This window comes from Halopseudomonas pertucinogena, assembly GCF_014646575.1.
Lineage (GTDB): Bacteria > Pseudomonadota > Gammaproteobacteria > Pseudomonadales > Pseudomonadaceae > Halopseudomonas > Halopseudomonas pertucinogena.
This window is the reverse complement of record NZ_BMNN01000001.1, coordinates 325,127-346,423: the sequence shown is the minus strand read 5'-3', so window position 1 is coordinate 346,423 and position 21,297 is coordinate 325,127. Positions and strand designations below refer to the sequence as shown.

General features: G+C 58.4%; 14 protein-coding genes. All 14 read right to left on the bottom strand.

All coding sequences use genetic code 11. The features are described from left to right. Window positions 1-89 precede the first annotated feature (89 nt). Window positions 90-1,415 (bottom strand): tRNA lysidine(34) synthetase TilS, encoded by a 1,326-nt coding sequence (gene tilS, locus IEW63_RS01680; RefSeq protein WP_188634859.1) that lies wholly within the window; start codon window positions 1,413-1,415, stop codon window positions 90-92. After that, window positions 1,415-2,371, bottom strand: a complete 957-nt coding sequence (gene accA, locus IEW63_RS01675) for an acetyl-CoA carboxylase carboxyl transferase subunit alpha (RefSeq protein WP_188634858.1) — start codon at window positions 2,369-2,371, stop codon at window positions 1,415-1,417. The genes tilS and accA overlap by 1 nt, the downstream gene beginning before the upstream one ends. 100 nt (window positions 2,372-2,471) lie before the next feature. After that, the gene (dnaE, locus tag IEW63_RS01670; protein WP_188634857.1) at window positions 2,472-5,996 is read right to left on the bottom strand and encodes a DNA polymerase III subunit alpha; all 3,525 of its coding nucleotides are present in this window, start codon (window positions 5,994-5,996) and stop codon (window positions 2,472-2,474) included. 157 nt (window positions 5,997-6,153) lie between these two features. Then, entirely contained in the window at window positions 6,154-7,107 is a 954-nt protein-coding gene (locus tag IEW63_RS01665; protein WP_188634856.1) for a formylglycine-generating enzyme family protein, read from the bottom strand. A gap of 35 nt (window positions 7,108-7,142) precedes the next feature. Continuing rightward, window positions 7,143-8,066 (bottom strand): formylglycine-generating enzyme family protein, encoded by a 924-nt coding sequence (locus IEW63_RS01660; protein WP_188634855.1) that lies wholly within the window; start codon window positions 8,064-8,066, stop codon window positions 7,143-7,145. Window positions 8,067-8,077: 11 nt separating this feature from the next. Next, window positions 8,078-9,199 (bottom strand): T6SS immunity protein Tli4 family protein, encoded by a 1,122-nt coding sequence (locus IEW63_RS01655; protein WP_229710274.1) that lies wholly within the window; start codon window positions 9,197-9,199, stop codon window positions 8,078-8,080. Window positions 9,200-9,348: 149 nt separating this feature from the next. Beyond that, on the bottom strand, window positions 9,349-10,473 hold the full coding sequence (locus IEW63_RS14585) for a T6SS immunity protein Tli4 family protein (RefSeq protein ID WP_229710272.1): 1,125 nt from the start codon (window positions 10,471-10,473) through the stop codon (window positions 9,349-9,351). A gap of 269 nt (window positions 10,474-10,742) precedes the next feature. Beyond that, window positions 10,743-12,227: a T6SS phospholipase effector Tle1-like catalytic domain-containing protein gene (locus IEW63_RS01645; RefSeq protein WP_229710270.1), complete on the bottom strand. Its 1,485-nt coding sequence runs from the start codon at window positions 12,225-12,227 to the stop codon at window positions 10,743-10,745. A 103-nt stretch (window positions 12,228-12,330) separates the two neighbouring features. Further along, entirely contained in the window at window positions 12,331-12,792 is a 462-nt protein-coding gene (locus IEW63_RS01640) for a DUF3304 domain-containing protein (protein WP_188634854.1), read from the bottom strand. Further along, window positions 12,773-13,114, bottom strand: a complete 342-nt coding sequence (locus tag IEW63_RS01635) for a hypothetical protein (protein ID WP_188634853.1) — start codon at window positions 13,112-13,114, stop codon at window positions 12,773-12,775. Before IEW63_RS01635 ends, IEW63_RS01640 begins: the two co-directional genes overlap by 20 nt. A gap of 327 nt (window positions 13,115-13,441) precedes the next feature. Continuing rightward, the gene (locus tag IEW63_RS01630) at window positions 13,442-14,341 is read right to left on the bottom strand and encodes a hypothetical protein (RefSeq protein ID WP_188634852.1); all 900 of its coding nucleotides are present in this window, start codon (window positions 14,339-14,341) and stop codon (window positions 13,442-13,444) included. Between the two features lie 14 nt (window positions 14,342-14,355). After that, window positions 14,356-15,480, bottom strand: coding sequence for a T6SS immunity protein Tli4 family protein (locus IEW63_RS14580; RefSeq protein ID WP_229710268.1), 1,125 nt, complete (start codon window positions 15,478-15,480; stop codon window positions 14,356-14,358). Then, window positions 15,477-18,737: a phospholipase gene (locus IEW63_RS01620; RefSeq protein WP_229710266.1), complete on the bottom strand. Its 3,261-nt coding sequence runs from the start codon at window positions 18,735-18,737 to the stop codon at window positions 15,477-15,479. Before IEW63_RS01620 ends, IEW63_RS14580 begins: the two co-directional genes overlap by 4 nt. A gap of 6 nt (window positions 18,738-18,743) precedes the next feature. Continuing rightward, window positions 18,744-21,215 (bottom strand): type VI secretion system Vgr family protein, encoded by a 2,472-nt coding sequence (locus IEW63_RS01615; protein ID WP_188634851.1) that lies wholly within the window; start codon window positions 21,213-21,215, stop codon window positions 18,744-18,746. Window positions 21,216-21,297: the final 82 nt, after the last annotated feature.

The window sequence follows — 21,297 nt, the reverse complement described above, 5'->3', positions numbered from 1 at the left end:
AAGTTAAGCGGTCGCGACCGCAGGAATTCGAAGGGAGACGAAAGTCTCGTCAAGATGGGAAGTCAGGATACCAGACAGCCCGAATCCGCTCAATGCGGAATCGGCTCCCAACGCACACTGAATCCATCGGCCCCGGCCCCCTTCAGCATCTGTTCCGCATTCCAGCGACCAGCCACGGACACCAGCTGGTCGTCGCAGTATAGCAAGGGCACCGCAGGGCGCAGCCAGGCAGGAATATCAGCCTCCTGAAACAGCTTTTTCAGACTCTGCGCCGGTCGCCCCGGCAGCTTTATCTGCTCGCCGCCGCGACGGTAGGCGATCCGCCAGTTGCCGTCCTGCCAGATAAGCGGTCCGCCCTTCTGGACAAGCAGACGGCCATTGCCTGCGGCCAGTGTTGTGCTCTGCAGCGATACCAGAGGCTGCTCAATGCCTGCCGGCATGCCGCCGCCCGGCAGCAGCCAGAGCCGGCCCGACGAACGGTATATCCGTGCGCCCGCCATTCCCAGTTCGGGCTGAGTGTCCTGCTGGGCGTTGAGCTGCTCCAGCAGGGTGTTCAGATGGCGCTGATCCGGCAGCCGCAGGCCATGGCGACGCAGCCAGTAGCGCAAGAGGTTGGCCTGCCGGGCTGAGCTCAACCGCAGCAGTGCCTGGAGTTCCAGACTCGGCCAGCCCTCCAGCCAGCCATCCTCAACCGGCGTCGCGGCCCGTTGCAGATCCTCATCGGCGCGCTCGTCGAGCAGCACCACCGCCTCGCTGGCATGCCCGGCCAGACGCAACAGGTTGTCCGGCAACGTGCTCCAGTGTTCACGCAGACAGGGTAGCAGCTGATGCCGCAGCGCGGTACGCGCATAGCGGGGGTCGGCGTTGGCCGGGTCTTCTATCCAACTCAACTGCTGGGCAGTAGCCCAGTCGGCAAGCTGGTCGCGGGTCCAGCGCAACAGCGGCCGCAACAACTGCCCCTGCCCGAGCGGACGACTGACCGGCATTCCGGTCATACCGTGCACCCCGGCACCGCGCATGAGCCGGAACAGCAGGGTCTCCAGCTGATCGTCGGCGTGGTGCGCCAGCAGCAGCCAGTCTCCGGGCTGCAGGCATTGTTCGAATACCCCGTAACGGGCATCCCGGGCCAGTTCTTCCACGTTGCCGCCTTCGGGTAGCCGCACACGATGAACAGATAGTTCTATCTGCCGAACGTCACATTCGTGCTGGCAATGGGCGACCCAGTTGTCGGCGTCGGGATGCAGACCATGGTGGACATGGATGGCCTTGATGGGGGGAAGGGAATGCCGGCGCCGCAGCTGGTCCACGGCCTCGAGCAGCACCATGGAATCCAGACCGCCGGACAGCCCCAGCCAGCAGACCGGGGCATCCATGCAGGGTGCCAGTTGCCCCAGCACATCCTGCAGATTGAGCATTACTTGAGTCCGAACGCCATCAGCCGCTCGTAACGGCTGTCCAGCAGTTCCTCGGTGGTGCGGCGGTCGAGCTGCTCCAGTTCGGCCAGCAGCTGGGCCTTGATGCGGGAGGCGGTTTCCGGCACATCGCGGTGGGCGCCACCCAGCGGCTCGGTGATCAGATTGTCGACCAGACCCAGCTCCTTCAGCCGCGGCGCAGTCACGCCCATGGCCTCGGCGGCGTCGGAGGCCTTCTCCGCACTCTTCCACAGGATCGAGGCGCAGCCTTCAGGAGAGATCACCGAGTAGATGGAATACTGCAGCATCATCAGACGGTCGCAGACGCCAATCGCCAGCGCCCCACCGGAGCCACCTTCGCCAATCACGGTCGAGATGATGGGGGTTTTCAGACGGGACATGACCTGCAGGTTCCAGGCAATGGCTTCGCTCTGACCGCGCTCCTCGGCATCGATGCCCGGGTAGGCACCCGGGGTGTCGATGAAGGTGATGATCGGCATCTTGAAGCGCTCGGCCATCTGCATCAGACGGCAGGCCTTGCGATAGCCCTCGGGCTTGGGCATGCCGAAGTTGCGGCGCACCTTCTCCTTCACGTCGCGGCCCTTCTGGTGACCGATGACCATGACGGGGCGACCATCCAGTCGGGCGATGCCTCCGACAATGGCAGCGTCGTCGGCAAAGTGACGGTCGCCGTGCAACTCTTCGAAGTCGGTGAAGATGTGTTTGATGTAGTCCAACGTGTAGGGACGCTGGGGATGGCGCGACATCTGGGTCACCTGCCAGCTTGAGAGATTGGCGAAAATGCTCTCGGTCAGAGTCTGGCTCTTGGCCTGCAGGCGGGTGATTTCCTCGGTGATGTTCAGCGAGTTGTCGCTGCCAACCAGCCGCAGCTCTTCAATCTTGGCCTGCAGATCGGCGATCGGCTGTTCGAATTCGAGGTATTTCTGGCTTCTGATCATAAGCGACGATTATCCACAGCCCCCACGGGGCGTCCTGTAATTTTTGCGTTACCTTACGGGAATGGTCGGAACGCGTCGAGCGGTCCGCCCCGTACTTTTTCTATCTGTAGTGCAGAGAGACGCTGTCCTTGCCCAACTGGTCACGCAGCGTCTGCACCAGTTCGTCCGCCGGCTCGACCCGCCAGCCGTCGCCAAGACGAAGCAGAGCCTCGGCGTCCGGGCGTTGCAGCTCGACGGTAACAGGGCATTCTCCCTTGTACTGCTGCAGCACGCCCGCCAGCTGGCTGAGGCAGGACGGCTCGTGGCGCCGGGTGTCGAGGCTGATGCGCACGCTGTCGAGCAAGGCGGTACGGGCCTCTTCCAGGCTCATCACCCGCTTGGCCCGCACCCGCATGCCACCGGAGAAATCGTCCACTGCCACCTCCCCTTCCACCACGAGCAGCGCGTCTTTCTGCAGCAGCGCCTGAGCAGCCTGGAAGGCTTCGGCGAACAGCGACACCTCGACCCGGGCGGAGCGGTCATCCAGGGTGACGAAGCCTACCTTGTCTCCGCGCTTGCTCTTCATCACCCGCATATCGAAGACCAGACCGGCGATGGTCTGCGCCTCTCGGGACGGCTTGAGGTCAATGATCCGCTGGCGTGCGAAGCGGCGCACTTCCTGTTCATACTCGTCGATCGGGTGTCCGGTCAGGTAGAGCCCCAAGGTGTCCTTCTCCCCGCGCAGGCGTTCCTTGAAGCTCCATTCCCGAACGTTGCGATAGGCCTCGAACACATCCCGGTCCGCCGCCGGACCGAGCAGGTCACCGAACAGGTCATCATGTCCGCTGTCCGCACTGCGCAGGGTCTGCTCGGCGGCGGCGATGGCCTCTTCCATGGCGGCGGCCAGTGCCGCACGGTTGCGGTCCACGTCCTTCAGATAGGCCTGCTGCTCGGTATGGAAGAACGGTCCGAGCGAGTCCAGCGCGCCGGAGCGGATCAGCGCTTCCATCACCCGCTTGTTGATCCGCTTGAGATCGACCCGGGCGCAGAAATCGAACAGATCGGTGAACGGCCCACCCTCCTGGCGAGTCTGCACGATGGTCTCCACCGGGCCTTCCCCTACTCCCTTGATGGCCCCCAGACCGTAGACCACACTGCCACCGTCATCCACCGTGAACTTGTAGGAAGAAAGATTCACATCCGGCGCCTTCATCCGCAGCTTCATGCTGCGGCACTCCTCGATCAGCGTCACCACCTTGTCGGTGTTGTGCATATCCGCCGAGAGTACCGCCGCCATGAACGGCGCTGGGTAATGGGCTTTCAGCCAGGCCGTCTGGTAGGAGACCAGACCGTAGGCCGCCGAGTGCGACTTATTGAAGCCGTAACCGGCGAACTTCTCCACCAGGTCAAAGATGTTGCCGGCCAGATCCGCCGAGATGCCGTTCTTCTCGCAGCCCGCGAGGAAGATCGCCCTCTGCTCGGCCATCTCTTCTGGCTTCTTCTTGCCCATGGCCCGACGCAGCATGTCCGCGCCGCCAAGGGTATAACCAGCCATGATCTGGGCAATCTGCATCACCTGTTCCTGATACAGGATGATGCCGTAGGTCGGCTTCAGTACCGGCTCGAGACCGGCATACTGGTAATCCGGGTGCGGATAGGAAATCTGCTCTCGACCATGCTTGCGGTTGATGAAGTCGTCGACCATGCCCGACTGCAGGGGGCCCGGGCGGAACAATGCCACCAGAGCGATCATGTCTTCCAGGCAGTCCGGCTTGAGCTTCTTGATCAGCTCCTTCATGCCGCGGGATTCCAGCTGGAATACAGCCGTGGTCTCGGCCTTCTGCAGCATGGCGTAGGTGGGTGCGTCGTCCAGCGGAATGCGGTCGATATCCAGCGGCGGCTTGCCCTCTTCCGCGCGGATCGCATTGATGGTGTCCAGCGCCCAGTCGATGATGGTCAGGGTGCGCAGCCCGAGGAAGTCGAACTTGACCAGCCCCGCCGCTTCCACGTCGTCCTTGTCGAACTGGGTCACCAGGCCTTCACCGGCCTCGTCGCAATACAGGGGCGCAAAGTCGGTCAGCTTGGTCGGCGCGATCACCACACCACCGGCGTGCTTGCCGACGTTACGGGTGATGCCCTCAAGCTTGAGCGCCATTTCCCAGATTTCCTGGGCTTCCTCGTCCACCTCGAGGAATTCGCGCAGCGGCTCTTCCTGCTCGTAGGCCTTCTGCAGGGTCATGCCGACCTCGAAGGGGATCATCTTCGACAGCCGGTCCGCCAGCCCGTAGGACTTGCCCTGCACCCGGGCGACGTCACGCACCACCGCCTTGGCGGCCATGGTGCCGAAAGTAATGATCTGCGAGACCGCATCGCGGCCATAGGTGTCAGCCACGTATTCGATCACCCGGTCGCGGCCTTCCATGCAGAAGTCGATGTCGAAGTCGGGCATGGAAACCCGTTCCGGGTTGAGGAATCGCTCGAACAGCAGGTCGTATTCAAGCGGGTCCAGATCGGTGATCAACAATGCATAGGCGACCAGCGAGCCGGCACCCGAACCCCGGCCAGGGCCCACCGGTACGCCGTTGCTCTTGGCCCACTTGATGAAGTCCATGACCACCAGAAAGTAACCCGGGAAGCCCATCTGGATGATGATATCCAGTTCGAACTTCAGCCGGTCCAGATAGACCTGGCGGCGCTCCTCGTAGTTTTCCGAGTCGGGCGGGAGGATCACCTTGAAGCGTTCTTCCAGTCCTTCGAGGGAGACTTTGCGGAAGTAATCATCCATGGTCATGCCGTCGGGCACCGGAAAATCGGGCAGGAAGTAGGTGCCGAGCTTGACCTCAACGTTACAGCGCTTGGCGATCTCCACACTGTTGGCCAGCGCTTCGGGGATATCCGAGAACAGCGCGGCCATTTCCTCAGGGGTCTTCAGGTACTGCTCTTCACTGTACTGGCGGGTACGCCGCGGGTCGCCCAGCACACGGCCTTCACCGATGCAGACGCGGGTTTCATGAGCCTCGTAATCTTCGCGCTTGAGGAAGCGCACATCGTTTGTGGCAACCACAGGGCAGACATGGCGACCGGCCAGCGCGACGGCGGCGTGCAGATGTTCTTCATCGCGGGGCCGGCTGGTGCGTTGCAGTTCGAGATAGAAGCGCCCCGGAAAAACTTCCATCCAGTATTTCAGCAGACGATCCGCCTGAGCCGGGTCGTTGGAAAGCAAGGCCTGACCGACCTCCCCTTCCTTCGCTCCGGAGAGAGCGATCACCCCTTCGCTGGCAGCGGCCACCCAATCACGCTCGACGGTAGCCAGCCCGTTGCGCTGACCCTCGGTGTAGCCCCGGGAAATCAGTTCGGTGAGATTGCGGTAGCCCTGGTTGTTCATCGCCAGCAGAGTCATGCGGCTGACCTGATCGGGGTCCTCCTCGCTGGTCAACCAGATATCCACCCCGACGATCGGCTTGATCCCCGCGCCCATGGCCGAGCGGTAGAACTTGACCAGGCTGCACATGTTGCTCTGATCGGTAACCGCCACCGCCGGCATTCCGGCCGCCGCCACCGCCTTGGCGAACGGCTTGATCCGAACCAGGCCATCAACCAGCGAAAACTCGGTATGCACACGCAGATGGACGAAGGGAACGCTCATATTCTTCCTGATTGGGGGGATGGTAGGTAACCGCAGGATTGTAACGAGGGGGGGCGGTGGGGGCCAGCGATGCGTGCTGCTCCGTGGGCGCATGTTGGGCTGGCCGCTGGGCTGGACTTGTGTGATGTGCTGCGGCTCGTCAGGCCGCGATCAGCTGTCAATCACCGCCTTTGCCCCGAAATTCTTTCAGAGGATTGGGGCTCTGAAGGGCGCAGCGGAAAGTAAATTGGGTCACTAGAAAACGGTCCTCTGAATGCATGGTTTGAACTGTTTCCGGCATACCGATGCGAGAAAAGCTGAAATCCAGGTTACGGACCACCTTCTCGGCACCATCGGCTGGCCCAGTAGGGTCCGTTATTGTTGGATTATCCCGATACCAGGTTTCCGAAAACCAATCGCTTACCCATTCTTTCCCATTGTCCGCCATGTCGTAGATACCCAGAGGGTTAAGCGGTAGCCGGCTACCAACCGGAACATAATCGGCACCCTCCCCAACCTGCTCATAGAGGTCGCGGTGAGCATGAAGCGGTTTGCCGTCATGAGTGGAGAAGATCCAGTCCGTACTGCCTCGATTCCGCGCGGCAAACTCCCATTGCGCCGACGTAGGTAATGCTAAGGGCAGCTGTGTACGTTGGCCGAGCCAATGGCAGTAATCATTGGCCTCTTCCCATGTAACCTGGGCGGGATTTTTCAAATAGAACGGACTGGACTCGTCGCTCTGGAAAGGCTCTCTTTTCCATTCTTCGTTGAATACCCTTTCGATTACATCCAAGTCGTTAGCGAGCAGGTAAGTATCGAAATCTTCCCATGTGGTTTTGTGGCGACTTAACGAATAACTCGACAGCGTGACCTCATGCGGCTGATCCTCCTCGATAGTGGGCGGGAAGAAAGGCCGCCAAATGCCGTCCTCGCCTACCGCGCCAAAGTCGCCCATGGTGAAGGTGCCGCCTTCGATAAAGACCAGGCCACCCATGGCCTTGGCTTCGAGCCGGGCCAGGCGCTGATCAAGCTCCTGCGCATCAATGCCCCTATCGCGATTGCACCCTGACAGCGCCGCCAGACAAGAGAGGCACAAGAGAGCGACAGCGTTGCGCAGTGATAACGCCTGCATCACCTGCTCCTCATTTCAGGTATCGGATAGTTAACTTATTCAACCTGAGTGCCCTCTGTGCTGCTCTGGAGCGCGCAGCGAAAAGTGAATTGAGTCACAAGAAATCGATCCTCGGAATGGATAGTTGGAACTGACTCCGGCATACCTATGCGGGAAAAGCTGAAGTCCAGGTTACGAACCACCTTTTCGGTACCATCCGCCGGCCCTGTAGGGTCCGTTATTTCTGGGTTATCCCGATACCAGGTATCCGAGAACCAATCGCTTACCCACTCCTTTCCGTTGTCTGCCATGTCGTAGATACCCAGCGGATTGGGTGGCAGGCGACTACCTACCGGAACATATTCCGGGCCCTCCCCCACCTGCTCATAAAGATCGTGATGAACATGCAGCGGTTTCCCATCGTGAGTGGAAAAGATCCATTCTGTGCTACCTCGATTCCGCGCCGCAAACTCCCATTGAGCCGACGTAGGCAAGGCTAAAGGAAGCTGGATACGCTGGCCGAGCCAATAGCAGTAATCATTTGCCTCTTTCCATGTTACCTGGGCAGGATTTCTCAAATAGAACGGGCTGGACCCGACGTTCTGAAAGGGCTCTCTTTTCCATTCTTCGTTGAATACTCTTTCGATAACGTCCCCGTCGTTAGCGATCAGGTAAGTATCAAAATCTTCCCAAGTAGTTTTCTGGTTGCTTATCGAATAGCTGGAAAGCGTAACAGTGTGTGCCTTATTTCGCTCCGCTGTCGGAGGAAAGAAAGGACGCCAGACTCCGTCCTCTCCAACGGCACCGAAGTCGCCCATGGTGAAGGTGCCGCCTTCTATAAAAACCATGTTCTGCTTTGCTTTTTCTTCTAACTGGGCCAGACGCTGGTTTAGCTCCTCCGCACCGACACTTGGACCATCGTCACAACCGGGCAATATTGCCAGACATGTCATGCTCATTAGCGCGCTAACGTTACGCATAGTATTTGTTTCTATTCTCCCCGCCAACGCAGCGTGCGGGCCAGTGACTCCCATCGTGGCAGCACTGTATCCATAGGCGGTGTGTGTTCGGTCAAGTCGTCGACGCCTTTGTCGAAGGTGAGCATGTGTACAGCCAGACGCGGATTCAGCATCCCGCCGTGCGTGGCATAGCCGAACCAGGCGCGCTCCTGCTCACCCGAGTCGGGCTTGGGCTCGAGCGTCCAGCCAAGCAGGTTGACCTTGTACTGGCCCAGATGTGTCGGCTGAACATACTCTCGCCAGGTCCACTTGCTGCTGTCATAGCCTGGGCGGAAGTCTGTGTTATACAGCCCTGAAGTAGAGCTGTTATGCCAGGGGTCGCTGGCCGAGGCGGACACCAGAGTGAAAATCACGTTGGCAGTCTTGGTGAAGCGCAGGCTGTTTTTGCTTGAGTACGCGGCCTTGCCATCATCGGCGATAAATCCGTAGGGAATGCAGATACCGTTGCCTTTGGGCACTTCATAGAGCTCGCGCGGCTGGAAACGGGACATTAGATCGATAAAAGCCTGAGTTCCCTCTTCGCCGGCTCGCTGCATCGCGAAAAAGTACACCCGCTGGTTACGGTAAAGATACGCGTGGGTGGGGTGCTCTCGGTCGCCGATAAAGTAGGCATCGGGTATGTCGAAGTCGTGCACAGTGTAAAGGGCTAGGGGAACCGAGGCCTCTTGATCTTCAATTTTCTGCCGGAGTTTGTCGAGTACTTCCGGGCCATACCCCATCCCCGGCAGCTTGGCTAATCGCCGCCTATCGACTTCTATATCTTCAAGGATGCGCTTCTGATTCAGCCGCCCAGTTCCTAAATGGTAATTAGCGGCGGCTTCGAACACATCGCGTCCAACCATATCGCTGACCAAGATGAATACGCCGTAGGGTCCGTAAGTGGTGTTATCCCCTTTGCCGCCTACCTTGAGGCTAAATCCATGCCCTCCGCCCTGGGATATTCTGCGAACATAATCTCGGTGGAAAGTCGCCCACTGAATATCTTCCGTTACCTCAAAGATATGGCGTCCGAGACACTCCCTGCGCATTTCGGCCATAAGTGGTGTGGATATAAGCCCAAGAATGACAACGATTAGGGGCATAAACTTTTTCATTAAGAAAACGAGTCCTCTGTTGGCGACTGAGCATAGGCAGGGACGGCGAAATAACTGAGCCAGAACCTCTCTTCAAAGGCCATTGGTGCAGCTAGCCGCCCCCCCCCCTGAATAGAGCGCTGAAGTTGCGCAAGGGTATGTGCTCACACTTACTCTCCTCGCCAACGCAGCGTGCGAGCCAGCGCTTCCCATTGTGGCAGCACTGTGTCCATAGGCGGTGTGTGTTCGGTCAAGTCATCGACGCCTTTGTCGAAGGTGAGCATATGTACCGCTAAACGAGGGTTCAGCATGCCACCACGGGTGGCGTAGCCGAACCACGCGCGTTCCTGTTCGCCGGAGTCGGGCTTGGGTTCGAGAGTCCAGCCAAGCAGGTTGACCTTGTGGCGGCCCAGATAAGAGGGTTGGACATATTCGCGCCAGGTCCATTTGCTGCTGTCGTAACCTGGGCGGAAGTCGGTGTCGTACAACCCTGCAGTGGAGGTGGTATGCCAAGGATCACTGGCTGAGGCGGTCAGCAGCGTAAAAACCACATTAGGTGTGCTGGTGAAGCGCAGACTGTTCTTGATCGAATAGGGCGTCCTGCCGTCATCGGAGATAAAACCGTAGGGAATGCATATGCCGTTTTCTTCGGGCACCTCATAAAGCTCGCGGGGCTGGAAGCGTGACATCAGATCGATAAAGGCCCGAGCGCCCTCGTTTCCGGCTCGTTGCGTGGTGAAAAAGTACACTCGACTGTTACGGTAAAGATAGGCGTGGGTAGGATATTCGTGATCGCCGATAAAGTAGGCGTCGGGAATATCCAGCTCATGCACGGTTGGGATAGCTAGAGGAATTTTCTTCTTGATTTCATTTATACGCCTTAAACGATCTTCGACAATGCTATTTGGATAATCACCACTTTCGAACTGTTCCAAGAGTCGTTTATGGGACTCAAGATCCTTTAGCAACTGTTTCTGATATAGCCTACCTGTACCGATTTGGTATTCGGCTGCTGCTTCAAACTGGGAGCGTTCGACAATAGCACTGACCTTGATAGTGCTGCCATAGGGGCCATAGACGGTGGAATCGCCCTTTGCACCTACTTTCCGCCCGAAACCATGCCCCCCGCCTTCGGATACACGATTGATATATTCGGGATGGAAAACAGCCCACTCTATATCTTCGGGCACCTCAAAGACATGACGCCCAAGACACTCTTTCCGCAGTTCGTTGGCCAGAACTGGGCTACACACCAGTCCGAGGGCAGCCGTGGTCATTAGGATAAGGTACTTCATGAATGGTATTGCCCCTCTGTGCCATCTACACGTGCTATTGCTGTATTAGTCTGATGTTCGTCGGATTGTTCCGTGTTGCCAGCCAAAATCGTCTTATTGATCCCCGACTTGTTGTTTTCCCCCCGCGTCCAGCGGGTGGGTAATTGGCCGGGTTCCATCCCGGCCACTGGGGTTGCTGTGGGTACGTTGGGTTGCTGTGGGTACGTTGTGTCGAGATGGAACTCGACATTCCCGGGAAGTTGGAGGGCCGGGTTCCGATGCTTCGCCGTTCAACAGGTTTCCAGTGATGGCTGCCAAGCCGTTGACCGTTTTTCATTAGGCCGGTCAAAACCGCGAATGGTGAAGAAGTTTTCGCCCCCAAACCAGGTCGATCCCATACGTTGCATCGGTGTGGGGACCAGCATGTCGTGCACGAAGTGCTCAAACAGCTCGGCGATTTCCGCCTCGAGGGGCTGGGGCTCGAACCACTCGGCGAGCAACACCAGCCAGACCTCCAAGGCCTGCCGATGCGGGACAGCCTGCGCACCGTTTGCCCGCAGCCGGGTGCGCATGTCCCTAGCTTCGGCATCCACCTCACGCAACCAGCGGGAGCTGGTCTCAAGTTCGCGGCGTCGCTGCTGGATTTTGTGTAACTGATCGATACGCTGCTGTCTCTGGTCTTGTGTTTCCGTGCCCCTGCCTAGTAATTGGGTGAGTGTGGAAGAGCGACCAAATGGACCTTGATGGAGCTCCTCTTCCCGCTCCGCCAACGCATTCAGCTCAAGGCGATAGGCTTGCCACCTACTGGCAAGCCAACGGATGTAATAGCGCATGTGGTGCAGAAAAGCTTCATGCCCCGGCTGCCGATGGCCAACCCAGCGCTGATAGCGGAGAGCCAGACCCGATACGCTATGCCCGGCCGGTGTGTGGTCGTTATAAACAAATAGCTCCGCTACGTTCACATCCTTCTCTGCAAGACCATCCAGAGCGGGAAATGCCGCGCCGGCATGGGAGGCAGCTCGATACATCCTATGCAGACTGACCAGCGCCAATTCATTGCTGGGCTTTTGTTCGCCAGGCGCCAATCCGCCCCCAATATCCTCGCTGACCCCCGGCATCAGCTCTTCCCGCCAACCGCGCCGAGCGCTTCCAAGCAAGCGCGCTCGCCGATAGAAGCGCCGCTCATGCGCCGCGCCCAGGTGGAGCACCGATTTCACCTGCACAGGCACAGGCACCAAGCCACCGTCATCGATCCTATTGGTCGTGGGCAGGAAAAACTCCAGAAGAGGTACGCTGGCTGCGGTTCGGTCCACTGCGTCGAACAAGCCTGCAAAGACAATTTCCAACCGCGCATTCCGATAGACGAGGGCGTCGCCCGACTGCCGGCTGCGCTCGAGCAGTGTATAGACGAAGGCTCTGGCCAGCGTCGCTCCGAAGTCGAAGCCGAATACGGAGATTTTTATGGTGCGTAAGGGCATCTCGCCGCTCAACTCTCCGATAGCTGTATCAAACTTTGCGCCGAGGCCGCTCAGATAAACCTTCCTATAGGCATTGAAAACGTCTACAGATGCATTTGGAGAATCAAACTGATGAGCAAGAAAAAGCCTGCCAATATTGCTGGTTCGATTTTCTCTCAGGTCTGCTTCCAGATTTCTCCTAAAACCATCGAAGAAGAATCCGTAATGCAGCGTTTTACCACAAGCCAAGGGTACTGTCGGGCGGTAGCTACGCGCACTGGTTGTCTGCCCCAACTCCAGAGCGTTATGAGCTGTCATTCGCACTTCCTCCGATGAAACGAGATCATTACCGGTTCGCATCTACCCTGGCGTGCTTTGGGTAGCGGCTTCCTCTTGCTCTGGTCAACAATCACAACGCTATTCATGGAGCAATGCCCGCAACCGGCGCTTCCTTGAAGCCCGCATAGGGGGTGCCATGCCCCGGGGCCCAGGCCAGCCGCACCTGGTTTCCCGGAAAGAAGTGCACATGCAGATAGAGATCATCCCGCTCTCGAGGCGGATTGGGGAGCTCGACTTCATGGCGCATCTCCTCCATGCCCTGTTCAGCCTGGGCTCGCGTCCTGCTTACAATCCATGCCACCCTCAAGGTCTCGCCTCGGATGCGCCAGCAGCAGGTCACACCCCCATTGCCGCCCCAGTTATCATCGACCCAGTAACTAAAAATCGGGCGGTCGGTATGGTTGTGACCATATAGGTAGACCCCACCAGAACGCTGGTTCTGCCACAGAACATAGGTGCTGATCAGAGACAGATAGAACAGGATCACCAAGGGCCAGCGCACCGCCTTCGGCATGATGAGCCACTTATGATATAACCGGGTCATCAGACCTCTCCTCCATTACCTGCTCAAGTGCGTGCCCCAGGGTTATCGACTCCTCCTCAACCATGCGCAGTACCTCGGACCAATAGTCATAGTGGTCGGGCGTGCGACCTTCCAACAATGTAAGCGTCGCAAATAACAGCTGATCTTCTGCGTGACTCAAGCCCGAATGGCGCCCCAGCGATAGCGCGCGCTCCACCTGCTTCAAACGTTCGCCATGGCAACTCATTTCGAATATCTGCGGGGCGACCTTTTCCAACTCTTCCAACAAAGCGAGCGCTTGCTGATCCGAACCTAATCGAGCCAACAGATCAAAGTCGCCCATGGTGAGGTGCCGCCTTCGATAAAGACCAGGCCATCCAGTGCGTTGGCTTCGAGCCGGGGCCGGGCCAGCCGCTGATCAAGTTCCTGGGCACCAATGCTCGTATCGCGATCGCACCCTGACAGTGCCGCCCAACAAGCGAGGCACAAGAGAACGACAGAATTGTGCAATGGCGCCAGCTGCATCACCTGCTCTCCTCCCTCAAACGCAGCGTGTGAGTCCGCGTTTCTCCCAGCGGGGACGGACTGTTCATGAGCGGAGGGTGTTCGACCAGATTGTCTGGCACCCTTTTCGAAGGTGGGCATGTATACGGCCAGACGAGGATTGATTTCAGTTGTCGTTTCGCTTTGCAAGCTCACGTATGTACGGGTCTCGATAGTCATCCTCGATTCGTATTCCCGCCGCTATCGCCGCTTCTTCCCTTGCCGCCCGCTGCTGGCGATATTCTTCCAGAAGCTCTGGAAGGAGTTCTTTCCACTGTGCCTTCTGCTCATATTCGAAATGCTTGCGCCAGTAACTTTCTTCGGTCATGAGCTCAAGACTCGTAAGGTATGTACCTGATTCAAGCGGCTCCATTTCAGAGTTTTCTCGACGCACGCTTAAATGCAGGTAGTAGCCGTCCTTGTGGAGGTACCAGTGATAGGTCCTGCGAAACTTTATCCAGTTATCGAGCGAGAACTCATACCGGGGGTCGAACCAAGGGTGGGCCAGGCTATGCCCACGGGCATCGGTAAGCCTGCCAGCCTGATCGCCCGGGATACGGGGGGCCGGGAAGTGATACATGTGCCTCCAGCCCTGCTTGAGGAGGTCTTGAATGCGCCCGTATATATTGTCCTTATTGGCCTTGTGAGGGGTATTATCCGGCAGCCCGCTGAGCGAAAAGCTGATATCTCTGATTTCACTTCCCAGCTCCTCATCAATGACTATGGTGATACCTGCCGTCTCTTCAAGATATAAAAGCTGCTCGCTACCATCCATAACGCTCACTGAAGGAAGGCGTCTGGAGGAAAAGGGTTTGCGGAACTTGTACCAACAGATCATCGCTGGCTGCAAGCAGTCTGCCCTGAACGTTGACGGGGCACGCCCCAGCAATTCCGAGATAGGCTCGTTTATATGAATAGTGATGCTCTGTTCGCCGGACATGCCGTTTACTTCATTGACGCTGTCTTTTGCAACGTCACAGGCGGGCAGCAGAAAAGCTGTAGCCAGGAGGGAGATAATCCTTTTCACGAGTACTCCGCCGCCTACTCTCCCCGCCAACGCAGCGTGCGGGCCAGTGACTCCCATCGTGGCAGCACTGTATCCATAGGTGGTGTGTGTTCGGTCAAGTCGTCGACGCCCTTTTCGAAGGTGAGCATGTGTACGGCAAGGCGCGGGTTCAGCATGCCGCCGTGGGTGGCATAGCCGAACCAGGCGCGCTCCTGCTCACCCGAGTCGGGCTTGGGCTCGAGAGTCCAGCCGAGTAGGTTGACCTTGTACTGGCCCAAATGCGTCGGCTGAACATACTCTCGCCAGGTCCACTTGCTGCTGTCGTAACCTGGGCGGAAATCTGTGTTGTATAGCCCGGAGGTAGATCTGTTATGCCAGGGATCGCTGGCCGAGGCGGTCACTAGCGCGAAGACCACGTTGGGAATGCTGCTGAAGCGCAAGCTGTTTTTGATCGAATAAGGCGTCTTGCCATCATCAGCAATAAAGCCATAAGGAATGCAGATGCCGTGGCCGTCGGGCACCTCATAAAGCTCGCGCGGCTGGAAGCGGGACATAAGATCGATGAAAGCCTGGGTACCCTCAGCTCCCGCACGGCGCATAGCGAAGTAGTATATCCTCTGGTTACGGTAAAGATACGCGTGGGTGGGGTGTTCGCGGTCGCCGATAAAGTATGCATCTGGAATGCCCAGATCATGGACGGTGTACAAGGCAAGGGGGACCTGAGCCTCCAGCTCTGAAATCTGCGTTTCTAACCTCTGAATCACTTCCGGGCCGTATCCAAAACCGGGCAGTTCTGAAAGCCGCCGCTTATCTATCTCAATGTCCTTAAGGATCCGCTGCTGGTTCAGCTGACCAGTACCCAGCTGATAGTTAGCTGCGGCTTCGAACACATCGCGCTCGACAGCTTCGCTGACCTTTATAACGGCTCCATATGGGCCGTAGACAGTTAGATCACCCTTGGCCCCCACCTTCAGGCTAAACCCATGGCCGCCCCCTCCCTGCGACACTCGGTGAACGTAATTTCGGTGAAAAGTCGCCCATTGAATATCTTCCGGAACTTCAAAGATATGGCGCCCAAGACATTCCTGACGGTTGTCGGCCAGAAGCGATGTACATATAAACCCCAAAACGGCACCGATTACAAATATAAGTATTTTCATGAAGCAGATGAGCCCCCGGTCGGCGACTGAGAATCGGCAAAGACGGAATACCTATCCCTGCCACCGTCCAGTTTTCCTTTTTTTGCAACGATAGTCCCGTTTATCCCGGAGTTGTTGTTCTCGCCAAAAGTCCACATTGTGGGTAACTGACAGATAAATCCTGCAACGCCTAGGGGGAATGGCACCGCGAAAGAACTGAGCCAGAACCTCTCTTCAAAGGCCATTGGTGCAGCAAGCCGCCCCCCTGCGGAAAAATCCTCCAAATCGGTATATACCCAAGTAGGCCAAACTGAGGCAGGAAAGCCATTGGGATACTGACCGCGAAGCGAGTCGGGAACATCCTGTGTCTGACTAATGTTCTGAGGAATCGAGTTGAACGTTTGATCGTAAGCGCGTGAATTATTCTCAGCTCGCGACTGTATCGCTTTCCATGTTTTTTCAGCGGCAGGCATGGTCAGATGTGCGCCTAGCTCGTTCGCTGCCGATACCTTGGATTTGCCTACTAAATTCAGGCCAAAGTGCTTCTTCCACAAATTTATCCTCAATTCATGAACCGCCTTGCTCACCTGCTGTTCGCACTTACCATCCAGCGCAACCGATACAGGCGTGCCATCACGCACAATGACGGCCAACTCGGAATCGCGGGGGCCAAGCAAGCTACGGTCGTTTATATTTGCGCTGCCGAGGATGGCAATCCGGTCGTCGGCAATCAGCAGTTTGCTGTGGACATAAATTTGTTCAGTTACCACCTGCCCATCGAGCTCATCCCAGGTGCGAAGATTCAGTAGAGTCAGATACTGGCTCCAATCTTGTTGCTCATAAACCGGCCGGCCCGTCGAATCGAGGTTATTCAGCCTCTGTTCCGCTTCTTCAAGGCTGTCCCCCCGGTCCATAAAGGCGCGGGTTGCCATATACCTCTGAATGCGTTTGATCAGACTCTTCTCGCCGAACGCCAAACTCTGCATGGTCAGGTGAACCTGGTGCATGATGGTCGGCTCGTTCAGTGGTCCCTCTGGATGGACGGGTAGCACCATGTACACGTGAAAAGGTCGTCCTTCGTCGATGGCGCGCCCAATCCGGTCTGCCAACGCCGCGCCGATATCGTTGATGATCCCCTGCTGCTCCTGCCCCAAACGCTGGCTGGCCCAGCCTTTCGCATTGAGCGCAGTAATACTGCGCAGCTCCGCAAGAAACGCTTCGCACACTGGGTCGGGGTTGCGGGCGATCGCATCGACCTCCCCCCAGTTCAGCAGCCAGATATCCTCTTTCTCCAATGCCTCGCGCAAATTCACCCGCTCGACCAAGTCACGCGGCAAGTGATCTGCGGTACGCAAGCGACTCATGGGGCCTGAGAGTGGCAGCAGGGGATTAAGCTCGCCCTCAGCACCAAAGTCGCTCTGGAAGAACTGGCTTTCGATATAGATAAAATGCTGCGCGCTTGAAATAGCCTGGAGCATCGCGCTCCTACAATTGGCCTGTACCCCGGTACTGGCGAAACCCGGCAGCGCATCAAGGCTGACCCCTGCAGCGGCGCGCCCCCTCTGTTCCTGCTGCAGCATATTGTTGGCTGCGCTACGCAGGGCCTGGACTGCCACCCCGCCCGGCTGCATCGGAGGATAGATAGGCAATAGCGGTGCGGCGTGGATCCAGACCGGTTCGGGATGCTTCAGGTCCAGGCGAATGTCGAACTGGAGATAGTTTTCCAGGCGTGCCTTCTCAAGGATCCGGTTTACCCAGGTCATCAGCGTTTCCAACATCCGCCGGATAAGCCGAGTGTCCTGCGGCGGAGGGGTATCAACGAGATAGGCCTGCTGTCCGTTCCAGCGGTCAATGAAGTTGCGCGACAGGTCGTAAACTGACGGGCCTTCGATGCGGCAATGCACATCGTGCCAAGGCATACGCGGCTGGTTCGCCGCCAGTGTGCTGTTGTCCGGAGAGGCCAACGGCTGCGGATGTTGCAGCAGATAGGGATAAGGCCCCTCGTTATCCTGAGTCTGGCGTTGCAACAGCCCGTACAGATACCAGAGCAAGGAATTGGCCAGCTCAGAGGCAGGCTTCAACGCCCCGGCCGGAATGTTATCGAAGCGGATATCCATCAGCTTGGAAAAGACGCCTCCCAGCTCGGATGTGGTCATCCATTCGGTAATCAAATGCTGGCTGCGCAGCTGCAACGCCCGGTTGAGCTGCTGGGCGCTCTTCAGCTGAACAAGCCAGCTGCGCAGACGCTGCCGCAACTCCGGATCCAGATAATCCAGGTCCGCTTCGATCAGTTCTGCGGTGGCGCGAACCATGCGCTCAAGTACGGCCATTTTCAGATTGACCAGATTGCGTCTACCCTGCTCCACTGTTTGACCAACCGCCTCCAGGCGCCGCGCAGCCGCTTGCATGAATTCAGGTGCAGGACTGTTGATGAAGTTGGCAAGATAATTGAAGCTGTTCAGCAGCGAAGCACGGCTGGGCAGCGGGGCGTGCCTGTTGATAGTGTCTACCACCCAATCCGCGCCATCCACTTGAAGTGGCGGCCTGGAAAACTGTACTGGCTTCGACAGATCGAACAGCGCGGCCAACAGCAGCCCGTTCTTGCTGACGTGTTTATGTTGAGGCATCCAGCCGAGCGGAGGTATGCAGGGGTTATAAGCGTCATTGCCGAGCCGCTTGCTGGCATCCAGGCTGTAGTCGTTGTTATCGCAACGCCCATAGGCCAAGTCGATACCACCGACATAGCCAATGCGGTTATCGATCACTACGCTCTTCTGGTGATGGGAGAAGGTCGCGCCCAGACCGGACATGTCGCTCTGCTGGATAGCCGGGGTGCAAAAGGCGCGAGGGCCGTTCTCCAGCCCGGCGTTGAGCTGGAAGATGGCTAGCATGGTTTCGAAATCGTAGGTATTCATTACCGAGGCAGACGGACTCAGCCAAGGCATGATATAAACCTTCAATTCCGAGTTGACTGTCAACGCCTGATGCAGGTATTGCCATAGGGTCTTCTGCCCATCAAGCAGAACATCGTGATTGATCTGCCATCCCGTGATGAAAATGCTTGTCTTCGCGCCGAGGATCGCATTGCCGACATCCTTGAAGTAGTCCTCCCCGGTGGTAAAGAACCGTACCTTGTTGCCGTTGCGCTTGGGAGCAAACATCGATGGCTCGGTAACGAAGAAGTCCGGTGCAGAATAGGCGACGCAGGGCGTACCGTCCTGACGGTTGATCTGATGCAGGTGTCGCTCCTGCCGGCCGTTATAGGCGGTGCCGGTCATGATCAATTACTCCTTCGATTGCAGATGAGCATAGAATTCCTCGGTGCAGCCACTATCCTGCCTGCAGCGTTCCTGCAGAAGCGGGTTGACGCTGGGGCGGACCGAGTCTGCGTGATAGCCCAGTGCAGCTACGGCTACGGCTTCCATATCCTTGCCTTCCTGCTCCTGATGCAGAACCAGCGCCACGCGCTGGCCGGGGTAATTAAGCCAGACATCGTTGGGCGCAGCGTGGATGGCCCCGGAGAGCAAATCCTCTTCGGCTGCGGTCAGCAATATGCACCCCTGCGCATCGGTCTCACCTTCAAGCAGGGGCGGCTGGTCACCCTGCTGAATGGACCAGGCAGTAAAGGCCAGGGGGAAACCCTCGTCACCAGGCACATCTCGCAACTGGATGTTGAACCGGAACGGCGTTGGGGGGTGCTCCGATGAATCCTCCAGCGGATTGACTAGGGCTTTGCTGAGTGCGGCGCCTGGGTGCGCTGAAGCGAATGGGGCGAGCCGCTCCGGCAATAGTATGGCCAGCCCCGAACCTTGCCCCGCAGCGCCGCCGGCGTTGATGCGAATGATCGGCCCGTTGAGGGTTACACCACTGGGGTCAAGTTTGAGAAAACTACCGCCACCGTTGGCAGTGAGCTCCATGCCGGCGTCGATGACGACCTTGTCGCCGGCGTGATAATGAATCTCCCGCCCTGCCTCAATGAACTGGCCTTGGCCGAGTTTGACGTGCTGATTGTGGGCGACGGTCAGGTGGTCGTCGGCCTTGATCTCGGTCCTGCGGTCGGCATGGGTGGTGTGGTGTTCCTCGGCCAGGTTTTCGGTGTAGCGATTGGCTTCGATGCGTTCGTAACGCTCGTTGCCGACGCGGATCTTCTGGTCGTGCTGGATGTTCTGTTCCCAGTCACGCTGGGCGTGGATGAAGATCTGTTCCTCCCCGGCCCGGTCCTCGATGCGCAGTTCGTTGAAGCCGCTGCCGCCGGGGCTGCTCAGGCTCTTGAAGACGCTGCGGGTCTTGTGCTCGGGCAGCTCGTAGGGCACCGGGTGGGCGCTGTTGTACAGGCAGCCGCTGACCAGCGGCTGGTCCGGGTCGCCTTCGAGGAAGCTGACCAGCACTTCCATGCCGATGCGCGGGATGGTAATGCTGCCCCAGTGGTTGCCGGCCCAGTTGCTGGCCACTCTTAGCCAGCAGCTGGTGTTGGCGTCGGCCTGGCCTTCGCGGTCCCAGTGGAACTGGACCTTGATGCGGCCATGGGGGTCGCAGTGGATTTCTTCGCCTTCGGGGCCGGTGACGGTGGCGGTTTGGGTGCCCAGGACTTTTGGTTTGGGGTGAGCGAGGGCTGGGCGGTGGGGGGTGGCCCAGGGGGTGGCGGTGAAGTGGTTGCGGTAGCCTTGGGTGAAGGTTGTTTCCCCCTCTCCCCAGGCTTTTTCCCCCTCTCCCCAGCCCTCTCCCGCGAGGGGAGAGGGAGAAAACCAGAGTGGTCCTGATGGATCGGTGACAGATTCCTCTAGAACCTGAGGCTGTTTGCCTTCGTGGTGGAGTTCGGTGATGAGCCAGAGGTCGTTCCAGTTGGTTCTTGGGTGGCCTTGCAGTTCGAGGAAGTGGCCGCTGCGCAGGGTGGGCTGGTCGCTGTGGGCGGTGGCCTGGTGGTAGTCGCTGCGGTGGCGTTCGAGACTGCGCTGGGCCAGTTGCTTGCCGCGGGTGCGGTCGGTGAAGCGGCCGGGGTAGTCGTAGTCTTCCAGGTCGGGCAGTTGCTCGGCCCGGGCCTGACTTTCCAGCTGCAGGCGGGCCTTGTTGTGGTCGTAGTCGCGGCGGGTGACCCGGCTGGCGCGGGTTTCCAGTCTTACGCCGAAGCGCTTGATCACCGGCTCATCGGCAACCATGCCGTTGCCCTGGTCGAAGCTGACCGGGGCGAGGCGCGGGAATACGGTCTGGTCGTCGCCGAACACCAGCAGGTGGCCGTCCTGGCTGTGACGGAAGTGGTAGTGGATGCCCTCTTCCTCGCACAGGCGCTGGATGAAGTACAGGTCGCTTTCGTCGTACTGGGTGCAGTAATCCCGTTCGGGGTAGTCGCTGCCGAGCTGGAACTGGAAGGCGTCGCTCTGGATGCCGTGATCCTCCAGCACGCGGCTGATGATCTGCGGTACGGTCAGATGCTGGAAGATGCGCTGGTTGTGGCGCAGGGACAGGTAGTGCAGGTGCGGTACCAGCTCCAGCCGGTAGCGGGTCATACGTTTGCCGGACTCGCCGATGGCGGCGTGGTGGATCAGCCCGTGCAGGCCGGTGCCGTTGCCCAGGTCGAGCCAGGCGTTGTGCTGCAGCAGGGCTTCCAGATCCAGATCGGGCTGGTCGCTGACCAGTTGCAGTTCGATGCGGTAGCACTGGCTGATCGCCTCGCGGGCGCGGAAGGCCAGTACCTTGAAGTCGTGATCGATGCCCGGCAGGGTCAGGGTGAAGTGCGGTTGGTCGGCGGGGGCAAACATCCAGAGGTCCTTGTCTGATAACGGTCCTGCCGTTACAGCGGTTTACGGCCCCTGCATTATTCCCTATCGCGTTTTCTCTCGC